At 44.4% G+C, this 15,639-nt stretch carries 12 protein-coding genes and 1 pseudogene; 1 reads left to right on the top strand and 12 read right to left on the bottom strand.

Annotated features, from left to right (window positions below; translation table 11 throughout):
- Window positions 1-208: 208 nt before the first annotated feature.
- The 6 genes and pseudogenes from FU659_RS22925 to FU659_RS37470 all read right to left on the bottom strand — a co-directional run bounded on the left by FU659_RS22925 (window position 209) and on the right by FU659_RS37470 (window position 8,156).
- Window positions 209-1,768, bottom strand: coding sequence for a response regulator (locus FU659_RS22925; RefSeq protein WP_147949678.1), 1,560 nt, complete (start codon window positions 1,766-1,768; stop codon window positions 209-211).
- Entirely contained in the window at window positions 1,746-3,659 is a 1,914-nt protein-coding gene (locus FU659_RS22920) for a cache domain-containing sensor histidine kinase (RefSeq protein WP_147949707.1), read from the bottom strand. Before FU659_RS22920 ends, FU659_RS22925 begins: the two co-directional genes overlap by 23 nt.
- Window positions 3,660-3,804: 145 nt before the next feature.
- The gene (locus FU659_RS22915; RefSeq protein ID WP_147949677.1) at window positions 3,805-5,508 is read right to left on the bottom strand and encodes a type 2 periplasmic-binding domain-containing protein; all 1,704 of its coding nucleotides are present in this window, start codon (window positions 5,506-5,508) and stop codon (window positions 3,805-3,807) included.
- A gap of 101 nt (window positions 5,509-5,609) precedes the next feature.
- Window positions 5,610-6,497, bottom strand: coding sequence for a carbohydrate ABC transporter permease (locus FU659_RS22910; protein ID WP_147949676.1), 888 nt, complete (start codon window positions 6,495-6,497; stop codon window positions 5,610-5,612).
- Window positions 6,498-6,513: 16 nt separating this feature from the next.
- Window positions 6,514-7,409 (bottom strand): annotated as a pseudogene (locus tag FU659_RS22905) (ABC transporter permease).
- A gap of 615 nt (window positions 7,410-8,024) precedes the next feature.
- A complete protein-coding gene (locus tag FU659_RS37470) occupies window positions 8,025-8,156 on the bottom strand; it encodes a hypothetical protein (RefSeq protein WP_261807981.1) in 132 nt (43 codons plus the stop codon).
- A gap of 47 nt (window positions 8,157-8,203) precedes the next feature.
- Between FU659_RS37470 and FU659_RS38955 the strand changes: the two genes are divergently transcribed.
- Window positions 8,204-8,383: a hypothetical protein gene (locus tag FU659_RS38955; RefSeq protein WP_397356329.1), complete on the top strand. Its 180-nt coding sequence runs from the start codon at window positions 8,204-8,206 to the stop codon at window positions 8,381-8,383.
- 81 nt (window positions 8,384-8,464) lie between these two features.
- On the opposite strand, the gene FU659_RS35735 is transcribed toward FU659_RS38955, so the two are convergent.
- From FU659_RS35735 to FU659_RS22880, 6 genes are all read right to left on the bottom strand, one after another.
- Window positions 8,465-8,596 (bottom strand): dockerin type I domain-containing protein, encoded by a 132-nt coding sequence (locus tag FU659_RS35735; RefSeq protein WP_483874511.1) that lies wholly within the window; start codon window positions 8,594-8,596, stop codon window positions 8,465-8,467.
- An 11-nt stretch (window positions 8,597-8,607) separates the two neighbouring features.
- Window positions 8,608-11,784 (bottom strand): discoidin domain-containing protein, encoded by a 3,177-nt coding sequence (locus tag FU659_RS22900; RefSeq protein ID WP_261807980.1) that lies wholly within the window; start codon window positions 11,782-11,784, stop codon window positions 8,608-8,610.
- A gap of 424 nt (window positions 11,785-12,208) precedes the next feature.
- Complete coding sequence (locus FU659_RS22895) at window positions 12,209-13,024, bottom strand: MBL fold metallo-hydrolase (RefSeq protein WP_147949675.1); 816 nt, start codon at window positions 13,022-13,024, stop codon at window positions 12,209-12,211.
- Window positions 13,025-13,052: 28 nt separating this feature from the next.
- Window positions 13,053-13,799, bottom strand: a complete 747-nt coding sequence (locus FU659_RS22890; RefSeq protein ID WP_147949674.1) for a Cof-type HAD-IIB family hydrolase — start codon at window positions 13,797-13,799, stop codon at window positions 13,053-13,055.
- A complete protein-coding gene (locus FU659_RS22885) occupies window positions 13,771-14,652 on the bottom strand; it encodes a carbohydrate ABC transporter permease (RefSeq protein ID WP_147949673.1) in 882 nt (293 codons plus the stop codon). The genes FU659_RS22890 and FU659_RS22885 overlap by 29 nt, the downstream gene beginning before the upstream one ends.
- On the bottom strand, window positions 14,649-15,395 hold the full coding sequence (locus FU659_RS22880; RefSeq protein WP_261807979.1) for a carbohydrate ABC transporter permease: 747 nt from the start codon (window positions 15,393-15,395) through the stop codon (window positions 14,649-14,651). Before FU659_RS22880 ends, FU659_RS22885 begins: the two co-directional genes overlap by 4 nt.
- Window positions 15,396-15,639: the final 244 nt, after the last annotated feature.

The following is a 15,639-nucleotide window of genomic DNA, read 5'->3' as shown; positions in this document are numbered from 1 at the left end:
TTTTTTATTATATCAGCTATTGGTTAACTAATCCAGAGGAAAAACAGATAAATTTCTGGCGTGTTTAAAACAGACGACTCCTATTGAATTCAGGAGCCATCTGTTGGCAATATTAGCACTAGGGATTTTGTTGACTGGCTACGAACAGGGTGACAGTTCAACTCTTATGATCCGGCTCTCTCTCAAATATGGGGCGCAGATACTGACTCTACATGGGCCTCAGCACTTCACTTTGTTCCCGATACTCCTGTGGACTAACGCCTTCCATTTCTTTGAACACACGGCTGAAATGCTTCGTATTCTCGAAGCCGGCCATTTCGCTAATCTCGTAGACTTTGAAAAACGTTGTGACAAGTAATTCCCGCGCCCTAGTGATGCGCAGTTTTTTCAAGTAATTGACGAAGCTTTCTCCGGTATACTCCTTGAATGCCTGACTGAAATACGAATAGTTCAAAGAAACATGATTGGAGACGATGGCCATATTCAAATCCTTTTGGTAGTTGTCCTGCATATACTGAACGGCTTTCTTCATCTCTTTATGATCGATGTGAAACGCCTTCATGCTCCTCACATAGTCATTCAGCCGATGCAGCAATCCTTCCACACTACGGTAGTAATCGTGAAAATAGTTAAAATTCGAGATGTCTCCGACTTTCTTGAATAGCCGCAGTATTTCTATGGACTCTCCCCCATACACATGAAAAACCTTATCAAATATGAGATCGTTGAACGCTTGACTAACAGCTTCCAGATAAGCGAAATCGTATCGTGTCACTGTCTTTATATCGAGTACCTCCATCAGCAGCACTGTCATTTCCTTGTCATGATCGGTTCCAAGCATGTTGGCGATTTTCTTGATCGTTTCTGTAGGGAGGACGAATTGTTTGCTCTTCTCACTGATACACTCGTAGCGGATGACTCCAGGTGCAGATTGCAGGAATGTGTATTTCAGCGCCTGCTGCGCCTCTCGATAAGCGGACTGCAAGCGCGTCATACCATGCGTAAACACGCTTAATCCCATGCAGTACGTGAAATATCCAGCTTCGACAATCCTATCCGTCAAATGCTGAAAGAGCTCCCCATGCTCGGCAATCAGCACGAACTGGTTCTCCTTATCGAGCACTTGCGCTCGACGCTGTCTAAATTTTTCAGGCACATTTCCAAGTTCGGCTTGGATCAGCGTCAAAAATTCATTATGGACCATGGTCCCTTTGTATTGAAGCACGCCAAGTTGGAAGCCGTCATTCAGCCACTCCATATCGATGTCAAGCAATTTGGCACAGAGGTCCGTCTCCCCAAGATGAGGTTGCCTGAGCAAATAGTTAAGCTGGCTTTCTTTGAATGTTTCGCGCTGCTGGAGGGAAATGGATAGCTGTTCATTGATCTGTTCTTTCTGCTTAAGCTCCTTCTCCAATCGAAGAAAGGTGCGTGACAGCTCATCACGGACGATAGGCTTAAGCAAATATTCCTTTACCTTGCAGTGAATCGCTTCCTTCGCATATTGAAAGTCATCATGACCGCTCAAGATGATAACCGCCGGCTTCCATTCCAGCTCCTGAATCCGATTGATGAGCGTGATGCCATCCATGACTGGCATACGGATATCTGTGATCATTATGTCCATAGATGAATCTGTCAACAGCGCTAACGCCTCTTCTCCATCGCAAGCGAATTCAAAGTTGTACACATTTGGAAACTCACGAGCGATCATGGCCCGTAAGCCAAGTCGGATATTCTTCTCATCGTCAACGATAAGTATTTTTCTCATTAGCAGATAATCCTCCGGATAATATTAAGTAAGGCAGCTTCATCATCACACGGGTGTAAGCACCCTCCTTACTTTCAACCTTAATGCCATAGTCATGGCCATAGTACATCTTAATTCGCCCAATCACGTTGCGTAGACCGATACCGTTACCTTCATTGTCACCGGTCGGTTTATAACCGCCGTATTTCGTATAAAAATGGGCATCGTCCATTTCGATCTTCTCATGAAGCTCTATGAGCTTCTCCGGAGACATACCCGCCCCATTATCCGTCACCTCGATGAGCATCCCATCTTCCTTCTGCCAAGCTCGAATCAAGATGACGATACCGTCACGTCTGGCTCGATCTGTGTTCATGCCATATTTTACGGCATTTTCAACTAGAGGTTGAAGCGACATTTTCAGCACTTCCTGCTCCTGATACCCTTCTGGGATATCAAGCTTGAGCTCCAGCTTGTCGTCATAGCGGATATTCATAATCGCGATATAGTTCAGAATATGCCCGATTTCATCACGCAAGCGGACATGATCACTCGACCACTTCAGGCTATAGCGCATGAGTGCGCCGAGGGAAGTCAATGCATCGGAGATCGTATACTGCGCCTCGACTTCGGCCAGCATTTTTAAATTCTCCAACGTATTGTAGAGGAAATGGGCGTCGATCTGATTTTTGAGCGCGTTCAGTTCGGCTTCTTTTGTTGCGGCCTTCTTGTTTACAGCTTCAACGATAAGCTCATTCAACGTTTTCAGCATCTGTCGGAAATGATGAGCGAGCTCACCCACTTCTCCACCTGCATCCATATCGATCTGCACGTTCAGGTCGCCACGACGTACTTTTTTCATTGAATCCCGTAAAATGTGCAGCTTTTTCAAAATAAGGGACTGGAGGAAGTAGGTGATCACCGACAAAAGCGCGATCAAGACCACCGCTGCAGCGATGAAAAGATTGCGGGTCTGCTTAATTTGCGTAACCGGATTTTCTAGTGACACCACATTCAGCAGATGCGCCCCCAGTTGATCTATAGGTGTAGACAGGCACAGATATGGCGTATTCCCAATTGTAAACGTAAAGCTGGATCCCCTCTGATGGGGGGGGGCTTCCCAATCACGACGAAGCTGCTCCAAATTCATCCCTTTAAAAAAGGGGCTGCCTGTATCGGTAAAAATTCGCCCTGAACGGTCTACAATTAACATATGGGACTGACCGTCTTGGTTCGGACTGTACGCTTTCTGAAAAAATTTATTAATCAGCATATCCACTTCCCTAATGCCGACATGCGTATCACTCCGGTAATAGATCTCCCAAAGCAGCGATACATAAGTTGTGGTTGACTCCATGTCCGTGTTTTCACGCTTTATAATGTCCTTCTCATCCTTCAAAATTTCCCACCAAACCGTTCCCTTTTTAGCTAACACATCCTTGTACCAGGCTCTTCCCTCAATACGTTTTTCATTAAAGATGACGGGCCAAATTTCATTGATACTCGGATTATTAGTAAATAAGCGGACATTTAAGATGTTCGGATTACTAAACATAAGCCGCTGCAAGTTTGAAGACGTATTCGTATTGAAATCGATCAGTTCCAAAACGTCTAATTCCCGGGTACTGAGCAAATAATTAATAACTTCTCGATCGGCGATGGACAGTTGAGCGGTCCGCTCCATAATTTCAATATTGCTGAGAATGGTAGCCTTCTCGCTTTCTAATGCATATTGATTCTTCTTGAGCGTGTCTTGAATTGTGTTCTGATAAAATTCATTAAACAGGTACCACGAGAACAAAATAATAGGGATTAAAATAATGAATATATACGCTCCGATCAGTTTCACCTGTATAGAAATACGATTCGTCAACTGCGTGATCCGCATCTTCCATTCACTTAGAACGTCCATCCCCACATCCAGCCTCTCTCACTCTAGTCATCCTATTTTAACAAAATATGTTACGGATGAAGGAAAAACATGAAGCGAAAAACCCGAAAATCCGGATAACCGGGCTTTCGGGCTAACGCATAGGGCTGCTTCAAGAACTGCAGTGTTACTTTGAAAATTGTGCAATCTTCTGCTTATTCGCTTCAAACTCCTTCTGCTGGTAGGCCTGTACTTTATCGAGACCCGCCGCTTTTCGATCCTTCAGGAATTTGTCAAAGATCTGATCGAACTCTTCGTCTGATTTGGCTAGCAGCAGCTTCGGCAGCGCTTTACCCCAAATCTGCGCGATTTTGCTGTTAGCGATCCCTTCTTCCGATGTCCCTGACGGAGTAATGTTATCATATTGCGAGAAGCTCTTCGTCTTGCCCTTCGTCCACTCTTCAGGCTGTTTTATCGGTTCCACAGTTGGCGGCGCCCATTTCAACATCATGTTTGTGTCCATCAGCATCCAGAACGTGAAGGACGAACCATATTTTTTATCAAATGCTGCACGATCTTTGTTCATCAAATCAAACACTTCCGGCTTAAATTGATCCTTGCCGTCAATCGTGTCGTAGCTAACGCCTTTTTCTCCTAGGTACACATCTTTATTGCCTTCCTCACTCATCAGATAGCTCAGGAACTTAATCGCTCTCGCTTTATCCTTGACATCCTTAGAGATCAACGTTACTGTCCAACCAGAGATGCCAGGACCTGGCAAGGTAGGTGCATCTTTTTTGGCGTTGGCGGGGCCGTCCACAGCAATATACACCTTATTAGGATCTTTTTGATATAGGGAAATATTTTGGTTAGACATATCCGAGCGCTGATACAACATGGCGAAGTAACGGCCCTGCGCGGTTTTTTCTTCCATTTGCGGACGTTTGTCGATGAAAATATCTTTGGCCAGCAAGCCCATTTCATTGGCTTTACGGAATGTCTTCAGCCAGCTCACATATTCCGGATCAGTGAAACGATCGTAGAGCTTGCCATCCTTTTCATAAGGAATTGCAAGAAAGTTTGCTAGCATGGAATTATTTTGTGCTGCATCCAGAAATGATAAGTTCCCTTTGTCTTGAAAATCATGCAAACCAAGCGGAATGAGCGGTTGGCCGTTCACTTCCGGGAACTTCTCTTTAGCCGCTTTCAGGGCGTTCAGGAAGCCTTCAGGCGTTCTCATATCCGGCTTGCCAATTGCCTCGTACATATCTTTGCGAACCAAGAACGTTTGGGTCGAAGTGAAGTTTTCACCAAACTTCTTGTAGTCCTGCTGAGAGGAAGAAGCATTCGGATAGCCATAAAATTTGCCGTCCTTCTGTGTGTACCAGGATGTCTTGGCAGGGTCCGCCACCTTGAAGAAATACGGATCATACTGCTTTGCGAGATCACTCAGCGGAAGCACCATATTGCCTTCGATCATTTTCTTCACCGCATCCTCGTACCAACCGAGCGTAATGAAGTCAGGCAGCTTCCCGGAAGCAATCATCGTGTTCAGCTTCTCGTTTTCATTGCCAGCAGGCACGATGAAGTTCACGTTTACGCCGGTTTTCTTCGTGATGTATTGGGTAGTTGCGTCTACGCCCCACTTGTTCGGAAACCATGAGAAGTTTAAATACCAATCGAACGTAATGGGCTTCGTGTCGGATTTCCAGCCTGGCTCATCGGAATTTGCTGCAGGCGCTGCGGAACTTGTCCCTTTTTCTGCCGCTTTGGTTTGCTGCGGACTTGTAGAACCGCTTGCGCCTTTATCCGTTGAACAAGCGCTTAAAGATACGGCTGTGAACAGAGCAAGCAGTGTAGTTAATGTCTTGCGCGTTTTATTCTTCCTCATGTACGTTTTCCCCTTTTCTGCATCATAATGATATGTTCAATCTCTGCCAATAGACAAAGATTATCACCGGAATCTGGTGGAAAGAAAACAGGTTCAAACACTTAACCTTTGATCGAGCCAATCATGAAACCCTTTACAAAGTATTTCTGTAAGAACGGATACGCGATAACAATCGGCATGGTGGTCACAACCATCGTCGCCAGCTTAACGGACTGGGAGGATACCGTCTTAAAAACGTTGCCTGATGTTGCGGCGACCATTTGGTTGGAACTAGACTGCGCCACGACGCGGTATAAATACGTTTGAATCGGCTGAAGATCACTCTTGTTGATAAAGATCATCCCGGTGAAATAGTCATTCCATTGATAAACGCCGTGGAAAAGCGCAATGGTAGCAATGACAGGCATGGAAACGGGAAGAATGATTTGGTAAAAAATTTTGAAATCGTTAGCGCCGTCGATCTTGGCTGCTTCTTCCAAAGCATCAGGAATTTCCCGGAAGAAAGAAAGGAAGATAATGAGATCGAAGAAGCTGAACATCGCTGGGATAATGTAGACCCAGAAGCTATCGAGCATTCCTATATCGCGGATTAGCAAGTAGTAAGGAATCAATCCGCCGCTGAAAAACATTGTAACGGTACCGATGATCATATAAACAGAGCGGCCAATAAGCTCTCTGCGCGAGAAAGCGTATGCGACCATTGCCGTGAAAAGTACATGGATGACAGTGCCAATCAGCGTTTTGGCTACGGTGACACCCATGGCGAGCATAATACCGTCGTTGGCAAATACGGCTAAATAGCTGTCGACGCTAAACATCCGAGGCCACCAGTAGATACCGCCTCGCATGGCGTCTTGGCCTTCATTGAAAGAGTTGACAAACACATACCAGATCGGGTAAAGCGTCGCGAAGCAGATGGCGAGCATCAGCAAATTGTTAAACTGGTCGAATGCAGCCTCTTTGAACGTTCTGCGTTTCAGTGAAAGCATCGATGTGCCACCTCTTTCAAAATAATGATGTATTGTTCATACGCTTCGTGATGAAGTTCGCCGAGAGCAGCAGAACGAGCGAAATGAGGGATTTGATTAATCCGACCGCCGTTGCATACGAGAAACGGCTCTGTCGAAGACCGACTTGGTATACGTACACGTCGATGACATTACTGGAGGTTTCGTTCAGTTGATTCTTGAGTACTAGAATTTGATCAAAGTTCGAGTTGAGAATGCCGCTGACGGCGAGAATAAACAAAATCGTGATTGTGCCTTTGATGGATGGCAGCGTGACATAGAACATTTTCTGAAACCGTCCTGCACCGTCGATGGTTGCTGCTTCATACATTTCAGGCGAGACGCCAGTGATTGCTGCCAAATAGATGATGGCAGACCATCCTAGCTCCTTCCAAATGTCCGAAGTGATAATAATACTCCAGAAATATTGAGGCTCGGCCAAATAACTAATCGGCTCTTTGATAATTTTCAGCGCCATTAATAAGTTATTAATAATCCCTACATCTGCCAGCCATGTAGCGAGGATTCCTCCCAGAATGACCCATGACAGAAAGTGAGGGAGATACGAAATCGTCTGCACCAGCTTTTTGTAACGGGCGGAGCGGATTTCGTTCAAAAGAGCGCGAAGGCAATCGGCAGGGGAAAGCCGATGACCAGCTTGAGCACACTCATGCCAAGCGTATTCTTAATGACATAGCCTAGATTGTCATCTTCCATGAAGGCTTTGAAGTGCTCGAGTCCAACCCAAGGGGCTTCAGAAATCGTTTTGATGATATTAAAATCCTTGAAAGCAATGATAATTCCGTACATCGGCACATAGTTGAAAATAATCATCCAGGCGACGCCAAGCAGCGCCATCACTTGCAAATATCGTTGTCCATATAGCTTGCGCATCAGCCTCGATGCTGATCTTCTAGCTGCTGTTGATTTGTGATTCAGAATAGGAATTTCCGCTTCTGTATTCATTCTAGCTGTGCCTCCAGTGCCTTCCACATTTTTGCAAGCAATTTCCTTTCACTTATTGTACGTCCTTCATCCTAGTAATGTAAGGCTTCAAAGTTCAGCTATGGTTGCCATTTTTCAGGTGAGATCACAGACGATGAACCTGACAAACTCTCGTGGTACAGGATTTGTATACGCTCAGAGTAGACGTAAGTAAACGATTAGTAGACGGAGATGATAGGTGTGGAAGTTTATAGGATAGAACCATGTTCGTTCCATGCGGATCGCTCAGTGATTCTGTGATTTACACTTTTAGAAGAAAGTAGATCTTATTGGCAGATGTAATTGCGATTCCAATGCTATGCTTGTGTAAAAAGGGGTAAGCAAGTTCTAGTCTTCTAAGTTAGGCCTTCGCTGCAGAAGAAAGCGAAATACGGATAGGCGCTTCTCAACGAGAGCACCGGAGCGCCTCATGAACGCCAGAAAAACCGAAAAAGTTTTTTAATAGACCATTCAACATGCCGATCCTCCTCGGTTGATCACTAACTTTTTTTATGGAATATTCTGCTAGATGTTAATAACCATTCCGTCATATGCCACTTGTATACCAGCGGGATTAAATAATTGAACAAGATCGTCGTGAAGCAATCCGGAATTATGAGTAAAATGAGTAACAACGATTTGTCCTTCACATTCCATTATACGTTCCTCCAGAAATACCCGCTGTTGCTGATTCATTTGATGCGATGACTTCAACACGGGTATATAGAAACAAGATGGATTTGGAGTATGCCGCCAACCAGATCCAAAAAAATAGGGGTACACAATTTGATCCCAAAATTACCAATGTTTTCCTAAAGATACTGAAGAAAGAAGGTTCAGATATTTTATTGCATATCGAAGGTGTCAAAAATGGCCCGTATTAGCCTTCTAGCAAGCTAATCGGGCCTCTCCTATGCGGGCGTCATTCAGCTTAGCCTACCAACTTAAACGATTTACGGAGGTTCTTATTGCAAAATACGTTGTGCAACAGCAGCCAAGTCTGTGAGATCTACCTTGCCATCTCTGTTATAATCAGCTCGTTTATACATTTCCCAATCAGGATCTGAGGAAGTTTTGCCATATGCCGCTGCCACAATAGCTAAATCGACTACCGTGAATTTCCGTCATTATTCATGTCTGCCGGGTCAGATATGTAGACGGAAGAAGAGAATGATTGCAGGGCTGCTGTCAGTGCCGTTATTGCTCCGGCGACTTCTGACTTCGTTGCATCCGGATTATTTGCTACATTAAAGGCTGAAGTAATCGCAGCTTGCAGCTTTGCTTTCGAGCCGATAGGGTATTGACCGGAGGCGTAACCTTCTGTGGCTGCATCGTGCTGTGTTTGTGCATTAGTAATCAGCGCTCTCAGTTCAGTCAGATCTACAATGGCTTTAACGAGAATGACCTTCGAACTTCCATCGAGATTGGTTTCCTTTTGTAAGTCAGCCAGCGCAATACTTGAAAGAGCTATTGTGGTGCTGACATTATTGGCTGTTTCTTTCGCTTTCCAATGCAGCTTCAATAATGCACCATTTACACTGCCGCCGCCGATATTCGCAGTCAAGAAGCGCAAATGACCTCCAACATTGGATTGTGCCGCAATAACGATTTTAGACTGTAAGGATTCCGCTGAAAGAAACTCCACAACGTTGGGATCGTAAGTGAAATTGATATCTTGGGCATATACACTTGATATCACACTGTTCAATTCAACAGTTGCATCAAAGTTTTGCCCGCTGGTCACATTCGCCGGAACCGTTAAGGACGCCGAAGCTGCTGTCAAGCCATATACTCTAAGCTCGCGAATTGACCACGAGTTCGAGGCTGTGCCCGTTTGGATCACTTTGAAATACCGGATGGTTTGGGGTTCAAAGTTGATAGTAACGATCGGACCCGAATCAGGAGCACCCGTTGCGATTGGACGACCCCAGTTAACGCCATCATTTGAAACATAGAGCTCATAACCTCGCGCATAGTCCGTATTGCTGCCTGTTGAATCCATCTCGATACTGGTAATGGCCGTTGGAACTTTCATATCGATCGTGAAGGATTGCTCCGGAGTCGGCGCCATCGGTTTACCCATGCTAAATCGAGTGTTCATGTTGCCATCCAAAAGATTCATTGGACCGTCTGTGCTTGTTGAAGTCGAAGTTGCTGTCCAGCCCGTTCTATCTAACGGTTTCTTTGGTGTAGTCGCAGTTGCCGTATTGCTAGCGGCCGAAACGTTGTTGGCGCCATCTTTCGCTGTAACTGTATAGCTGTAAGTCGTTCCAGGTTTCGCACTGGTATCGTTATATGAATTCGATGTTGTGTTACCAATCAGACTGCCGTTACGATAAATGTCATAGCTCGCTACCGCTACGTTATCAGTCGATGCTGTCCAAGTTAAATTAACTTGGTTATACGCCGTTGCTGTCGCTGTTAATTTCGTAGGAGTGCTCGGTGGTATCGTATCCCCAACATCCGTACCGACGAATTCATTGAGCGTTTGTCTCATCGCACTGCCTGACTTGCCGTAGACACGCCCTCCCAGATTGTTAATAATGTGCGTGATTTCACTGCCTGACGTCCCATTTAACCAAATGGTCGTAGCGTGATGAATTTTGACCCCTGCGGCGTTAGGTACTTCAATTGCGGAATCGAGTTTCACAGCTGCATCTCTGAAGTAGGAGTAAACGCCGAGGCCCCAAGCTTCATGTGTAGTTACGGAATCCGCCACTTTATAGGACGCATAGCCTTTTTTGCTTCCGTTCATCCAAGCCGCTTGATTCGGAACATCGTACGGAATCTCGGATTGATAGAAATACAATCGGCCACCGTTCCCATTCCATATCGTCTGATATTCATTGTGATGCTCGTTGAATAATCCGTAAATCGTAACATCGGTTCCGTTCACAATTAGACCGTTTGTCGATACGTTGCTGGTCCAACCGGCGCCAGCGCCATGGTCGCGCGCCACATCCAGAAATGATCCCCGATGACGTTCGTTGCTGTTAATTTTCATTTGGGATGCATTCGTCCCAGCTACGGCTCCGCCTGTACGGAAGAATAAATCGTGTAACGAGGTTGGATTCGTTGCGTGATTGTTTGCACTGCCTGTAGGTCCGATTTCCAATAGAGTAGAGGTTGCATTTGGACCAGCCTCATAAAGCAGTCCTGCTAATTTCACGCCGTCAACATCGGCAACCGTCATTGCAGGTTTATCTGTCGTTGGAATTAATGTTGGCATCCCGATTCCAAGTACAACCGTGTTTGCGTTATTGATACGAATTGTATCATTTAAGCGATAGATTCCCGGCGTAAACAGCAAATTCTTCCCGGCTGCTAATGCAGCATTGATGTTTGCAGCACTCGATGTGCTAGGTTGATCCGAACGAACAATATAGAACTGGTCGATCCCTATGGACTGACCTGGCGTTGCTCCCGCAGCCCAGCTTGCTCCTTGCGTATTCTGTGAAAGCGATGGAACAAACACTTGATATTGATCCGTTTTGCCAATATATAAATAAGGCTTTTCCCGGATGACAGGCGTGTTCGGAACGACCGTATACGGCTGATCGGGGAATGTCCCCGCCGGTGCATTCTTGTCACCTACGAATACCATGTTCCAAACCCCGTTGGACCAACTCGAATACTGGCTGTTTCGAGAAAACCATTGCTGCTGGGAAGCTGGCGTTATCTGACCATCGACAATGGAATCCGCTAGAAAGCCTCCGCTTGCATATCCGGCATTCCAATTCGAATCAAAGTCAAACAAATTCAGTTTACCTTTAATATGTAACCGTCGAAGAGGTGCTGCTTGTGAAACGGCGATTTGCGTTGTCCCCGAAGAGATATGCGATGGAGCAGGAATTGTGAGCGTCGGATTAATACTCAGGTTTTCAATACCGCGCCAAAAGTTGCGTAATGCTTTCCCGTTATCCCAATCTGCATTCACATTCAGCCCGCCGTTAATCAACACATCATCCGGATTTTGTCCCAAACCAGATACTTGCGTATTGAAGCCTACATAGAAATTAACATTATAACTTCCTGGTTTAAACAAGAGGGCATCTCTTTCTGTACCGAACTCATTGCTTTCCTGTCTGCCAAATATGGAACTAGCCGTGTTTTGAATATCTGCAGCTGGCATATCCGGGCTAAATACATAGACATTGGGTCCAAAAATCGTTGAATTCGCATCAGTGATTGGAGTTGCTGCATGTGAAATACCTGCAGGACTCCATAAACTGAGGACAATCGCCATAGTGGATACGGATGAAATCATTTTCTTAAAACTGCGCATTCATATACCTCCCTCAGATTGGAAAAGAAACGTCATGCATGATGCTCATTAGTAAGCGATTACATTTCTAGCGCCGATCACCCCCTCTCTTCTTTCAAAAGTAGGATGCTGTCTCTTAGTTGGATCTTCAACATAGAATAATACCGCGTTCATTGAAGAGGTAAACTTAAGGAGAAAAGGAGATAAATTTAAGGTGTTGGGAATGCAGATAGGCATGCATAAATCAAATTTTAATGTAAAGGTATGTTGTAGGATTATCTATGTTTTTGTAGGAGTTTTTTATAATAAAATATATAAAGCGCAACATAGTATGTTATGTGATATAACATTAATAGAGTGCGAAATGAGCTTGAAAGAAGGTTTTTTGAAATGAAAATTAATTAAACGATTAAATTATAAGATTATATGTCACTGGAATATTCTGCTAGATGTTAATAACCATTCCGTCATATGCCACTTGTATACCAGCGGGATTAAATAATTGAACAAGATCGTCGTGAAGCAATCCGGAATTATGAGTAAAATGAGTAACAACGATTTGTCCTTCACATTCCATTATGCGTTCCTCCAGAAATACCCGCTGAACTTCAAGGATTGTCTCCACGCTCATATGATTCGGGTTTCTGTTGTTCGATGTGTATCCATGCGTACAGTCCAGTATCGCAATATCGATTTTTTTACCTTTCAGCCATGCCCATGTTTCCTCGGGCAGCCAGCCCGTATCGTGTCCGTAGAACAGATTTTTGCCGTCTCTCTCAACAAAATACAGCAGACATGTCTCCATTCGGTCATGATCGGCAAGTAAAGGCGTTACAACCGATTCCCCCATCGAAAATGGTTTGAATGGACGAAGCAGATGAAAAGCAAACCGCTGACTTTCGAAGCCCAAAGCATCTCGGCCCTTGTTCATAACCGAATCGTTTCCATAAATATGCAGTGGGTGATGAAGACCATTGGCAAAACCCTCCATCCGGCTCACAAGATCAGCGGGATTGTAATGATCATAGTGAGTATGTGTGACAAGAAGATGTTCTATTAAACCATAATTGAGCTTATCGCGAACCGCTTGCATATAGGAATCTGGCGAATAATCAAACTTAATCACATCATCAATGATGATAGAACTCCTCGTTCTTAAATTTTTCCCGCCAAGCGCCCATGCCTTACTACAGGCCTCACACTGACAGAAAGTATTAGGAAATCCTTCAGCAGCGGCTGTACCTAGAAAATGAATTTTCATAAGAAGCATCTTCCTTCCGACAGGAACGTTATTTATCTGCCTCCAAAACATACCGGCGAATCGCCTGCGCCACTCCGTCCTCCCTGTTGCTGCCCGTGACAGCATTTGCCAATTGCTTCACCTCGTCCTGGGCGTTGCCCATAGCTACACCTATACCGGCTTCAAGAAGCATTGCTTTATCATTCAAGCTGTCGCCTACAGCCATCACCTCCTCCATAGATAATGCCAACAGATCGCATACTTCGCGTATTCCGCTCGCTTTGGAAATACCCCATGGATTGAGCTCGATGTTGCTCGAATGGGAATTGGTGATCTCGAATAGCCCTACCTCTTCTGCCTTTGCCCGAACCCGTTCCAGTTGGTTCCGGTTTTCCGAGGAGTAACAGAACTTCAGCCATTGGGACTCAGGGGTAGTTCGGCTCCAATTGTCACCATCAATCATTCCTTCTGTCGTATAGCCATAAAACCAACAATCTTCATCAATGGCAATTTTATGAAGCGCCATAACAGTCCCGATATTTAACATTTGTCGCATATGCAGCTCTCCGGAAGACTTCCACACTTCGCTTCCATTAACGGTCACCATCGGAGATTCCAGACTCAGCTCTTGCCAATAAGGCTTGGCAGTCTGTACCTCCCGCCCCGTTGCCACAATGACGGTAACTCCTTGAGAGCGTGCTTCAGCGATCGCTTTCCGGTTTTCTTCAGATACTTGGGAATCCTCGTTCAGCAGCGTCCCGTCCAAGTCAAGTGCAATCAATTTTATCCTGCTCATGTAGTTGCCTCCAGTATTTGATTAAACTATCCTTTAATCCGCCTAATGTGATCCCTTGTACCAGTTGCTTTTGGAATATGATAAAGACCAAAACTGAAGGAATAAGGATGACGGTTACTCCCGCCATAATAGGACCGTAGATAATACTTTCGGAAGATTGAAGCATCGTAATTCCGACCTGCACCGTTCTCATATTCTCTGAATTGGTAACTATCAGCGGCCACAAATAGGCGTTCCACAAACCGATAAAAGATGCAATAAAAATGGATGACAATATGGATTTCGACATGGGTACCAACATGCTTGTAAAGAACCGGAAATCGCCACAACCATCGATAAAAGCTGCATCTCTATATTCTTTTGATATGCTCAAGAAATGCTGCCGCAGTATGAACATATAAGTCGCGGATGCCATCATGACAATGATGACTCCGGAATAAGTGTTTATTAATTTCATGTTTGCCACTGTAATATAATTGGTTATAAAAAGCATGTCTCCAGGAATCATCATCGTGCCGAGAATAACTAAGAACCATATATTCTTTCCTTTAAATTCCAGAAACGAAAATGCATAGGCAGCCAGGCTACTCGTTATTAATCTGCCAACGGTTCCAATAATCGCAATCAAAAAAGAGTTCCATATAAATCGGAGAAGCGGCGTTGAAGTAAATACGATCTCATAATTTTTTAGAAATAATTGGCTTGGAATAAATTTAGGCGGATATGAGCTTAAATCGCCGGAACTCATAAAGCTGGCACTTACACAATAAATAACTGGGGATATGACGATCAAACCAATGATGATACACATCGTACTGAATAGAAAGTCGCGCATTTGCATGGCAGTCTTCATGAATAATGCACTCCTTTCTTTTCATACACAAAGGTAACTAAAGTAAATAACATAACAATAATGAAGATCATAATACCAACAGCACTGCCATATCCGTATTTGCCATTCTCGAATGCTTCAATGTACATTCGGTATATCATCGTTTCGGTAGACCCCATAGGTCCTCCTTTTGTCAAAACCATGATAGGACCGAAAACCATCAGTGAATGAATAATATCCGTGACGATCAGAAAAAAGAGAGTTGGGGACATCAATGGAAGCTTAATATGAATCAGAGATTGAAAATAACTGCTTCCCTCCATATCCGCCGCCTCCAGCAATTCTTCGGGGACATTGCGGACGGCTGCCAAAAGAAACAAGAAGCTGAATCCAATGCCCATCCAGATGCAAACAATAGCAATGCCAACCATTGCATACTTTTCATCACCGAACCAATTGATGCTGAGTCCGGTTAGAGCGTTGAATACGCCGATCGATGGATTTAAGATAAGTTGAAAAATCATCGCCGCCGAGGACATCGATACAGCCATGGGCAAAGCGAACAAAATCTGGTAAACACTTGTCCCTTTCCGTTTCTTTTCCGCCAATAATGCCATACAAAGGCTGATAATTATGGTTCCCGGAATCGTGATGACGGTATATTTCAACGTATGAAAAACAGTTTGCAGCATTCTTTGATCACTGAATATATTTTTAAAGTTTTCAAACCACACAAATTCAATCGGATTACCATTCAAATCCACTAATGTAAATCCTAAATAAAATGTTTTCGCAAATGGGTAATAGGTGAATAAGAAAACAAAAATTAAACACGGCAGCTAAACAAATATGGCTTGACGGCTTCTCTCCATCTTTTCTTCGCGAAATGATATTTTAATCCCTTGCTTTTCACTTGTTGAGTTGAACTTATATTCACGCGGGATCATTCTCCTTCAATAGCAATATTATTGCAAAAGATCGAGCCTTTCATGAAGCTTTGACCTCTAC

Source organism: Paenibacillus sp. N3.4 (assembly GCF_008017805.1).
In the GTDB taxonomy this organism is placed as follows: domain Bacteria; phylum Bacillota; class Bacilli; order Paenibacillales; family NBRC-103111; genus Paenibacillus_E.
The sequence above is the reverse complement of the archived record's forward strand: the minus strand, read 5'-3'. Positions and strand labels throughout refer to the sequence as shown.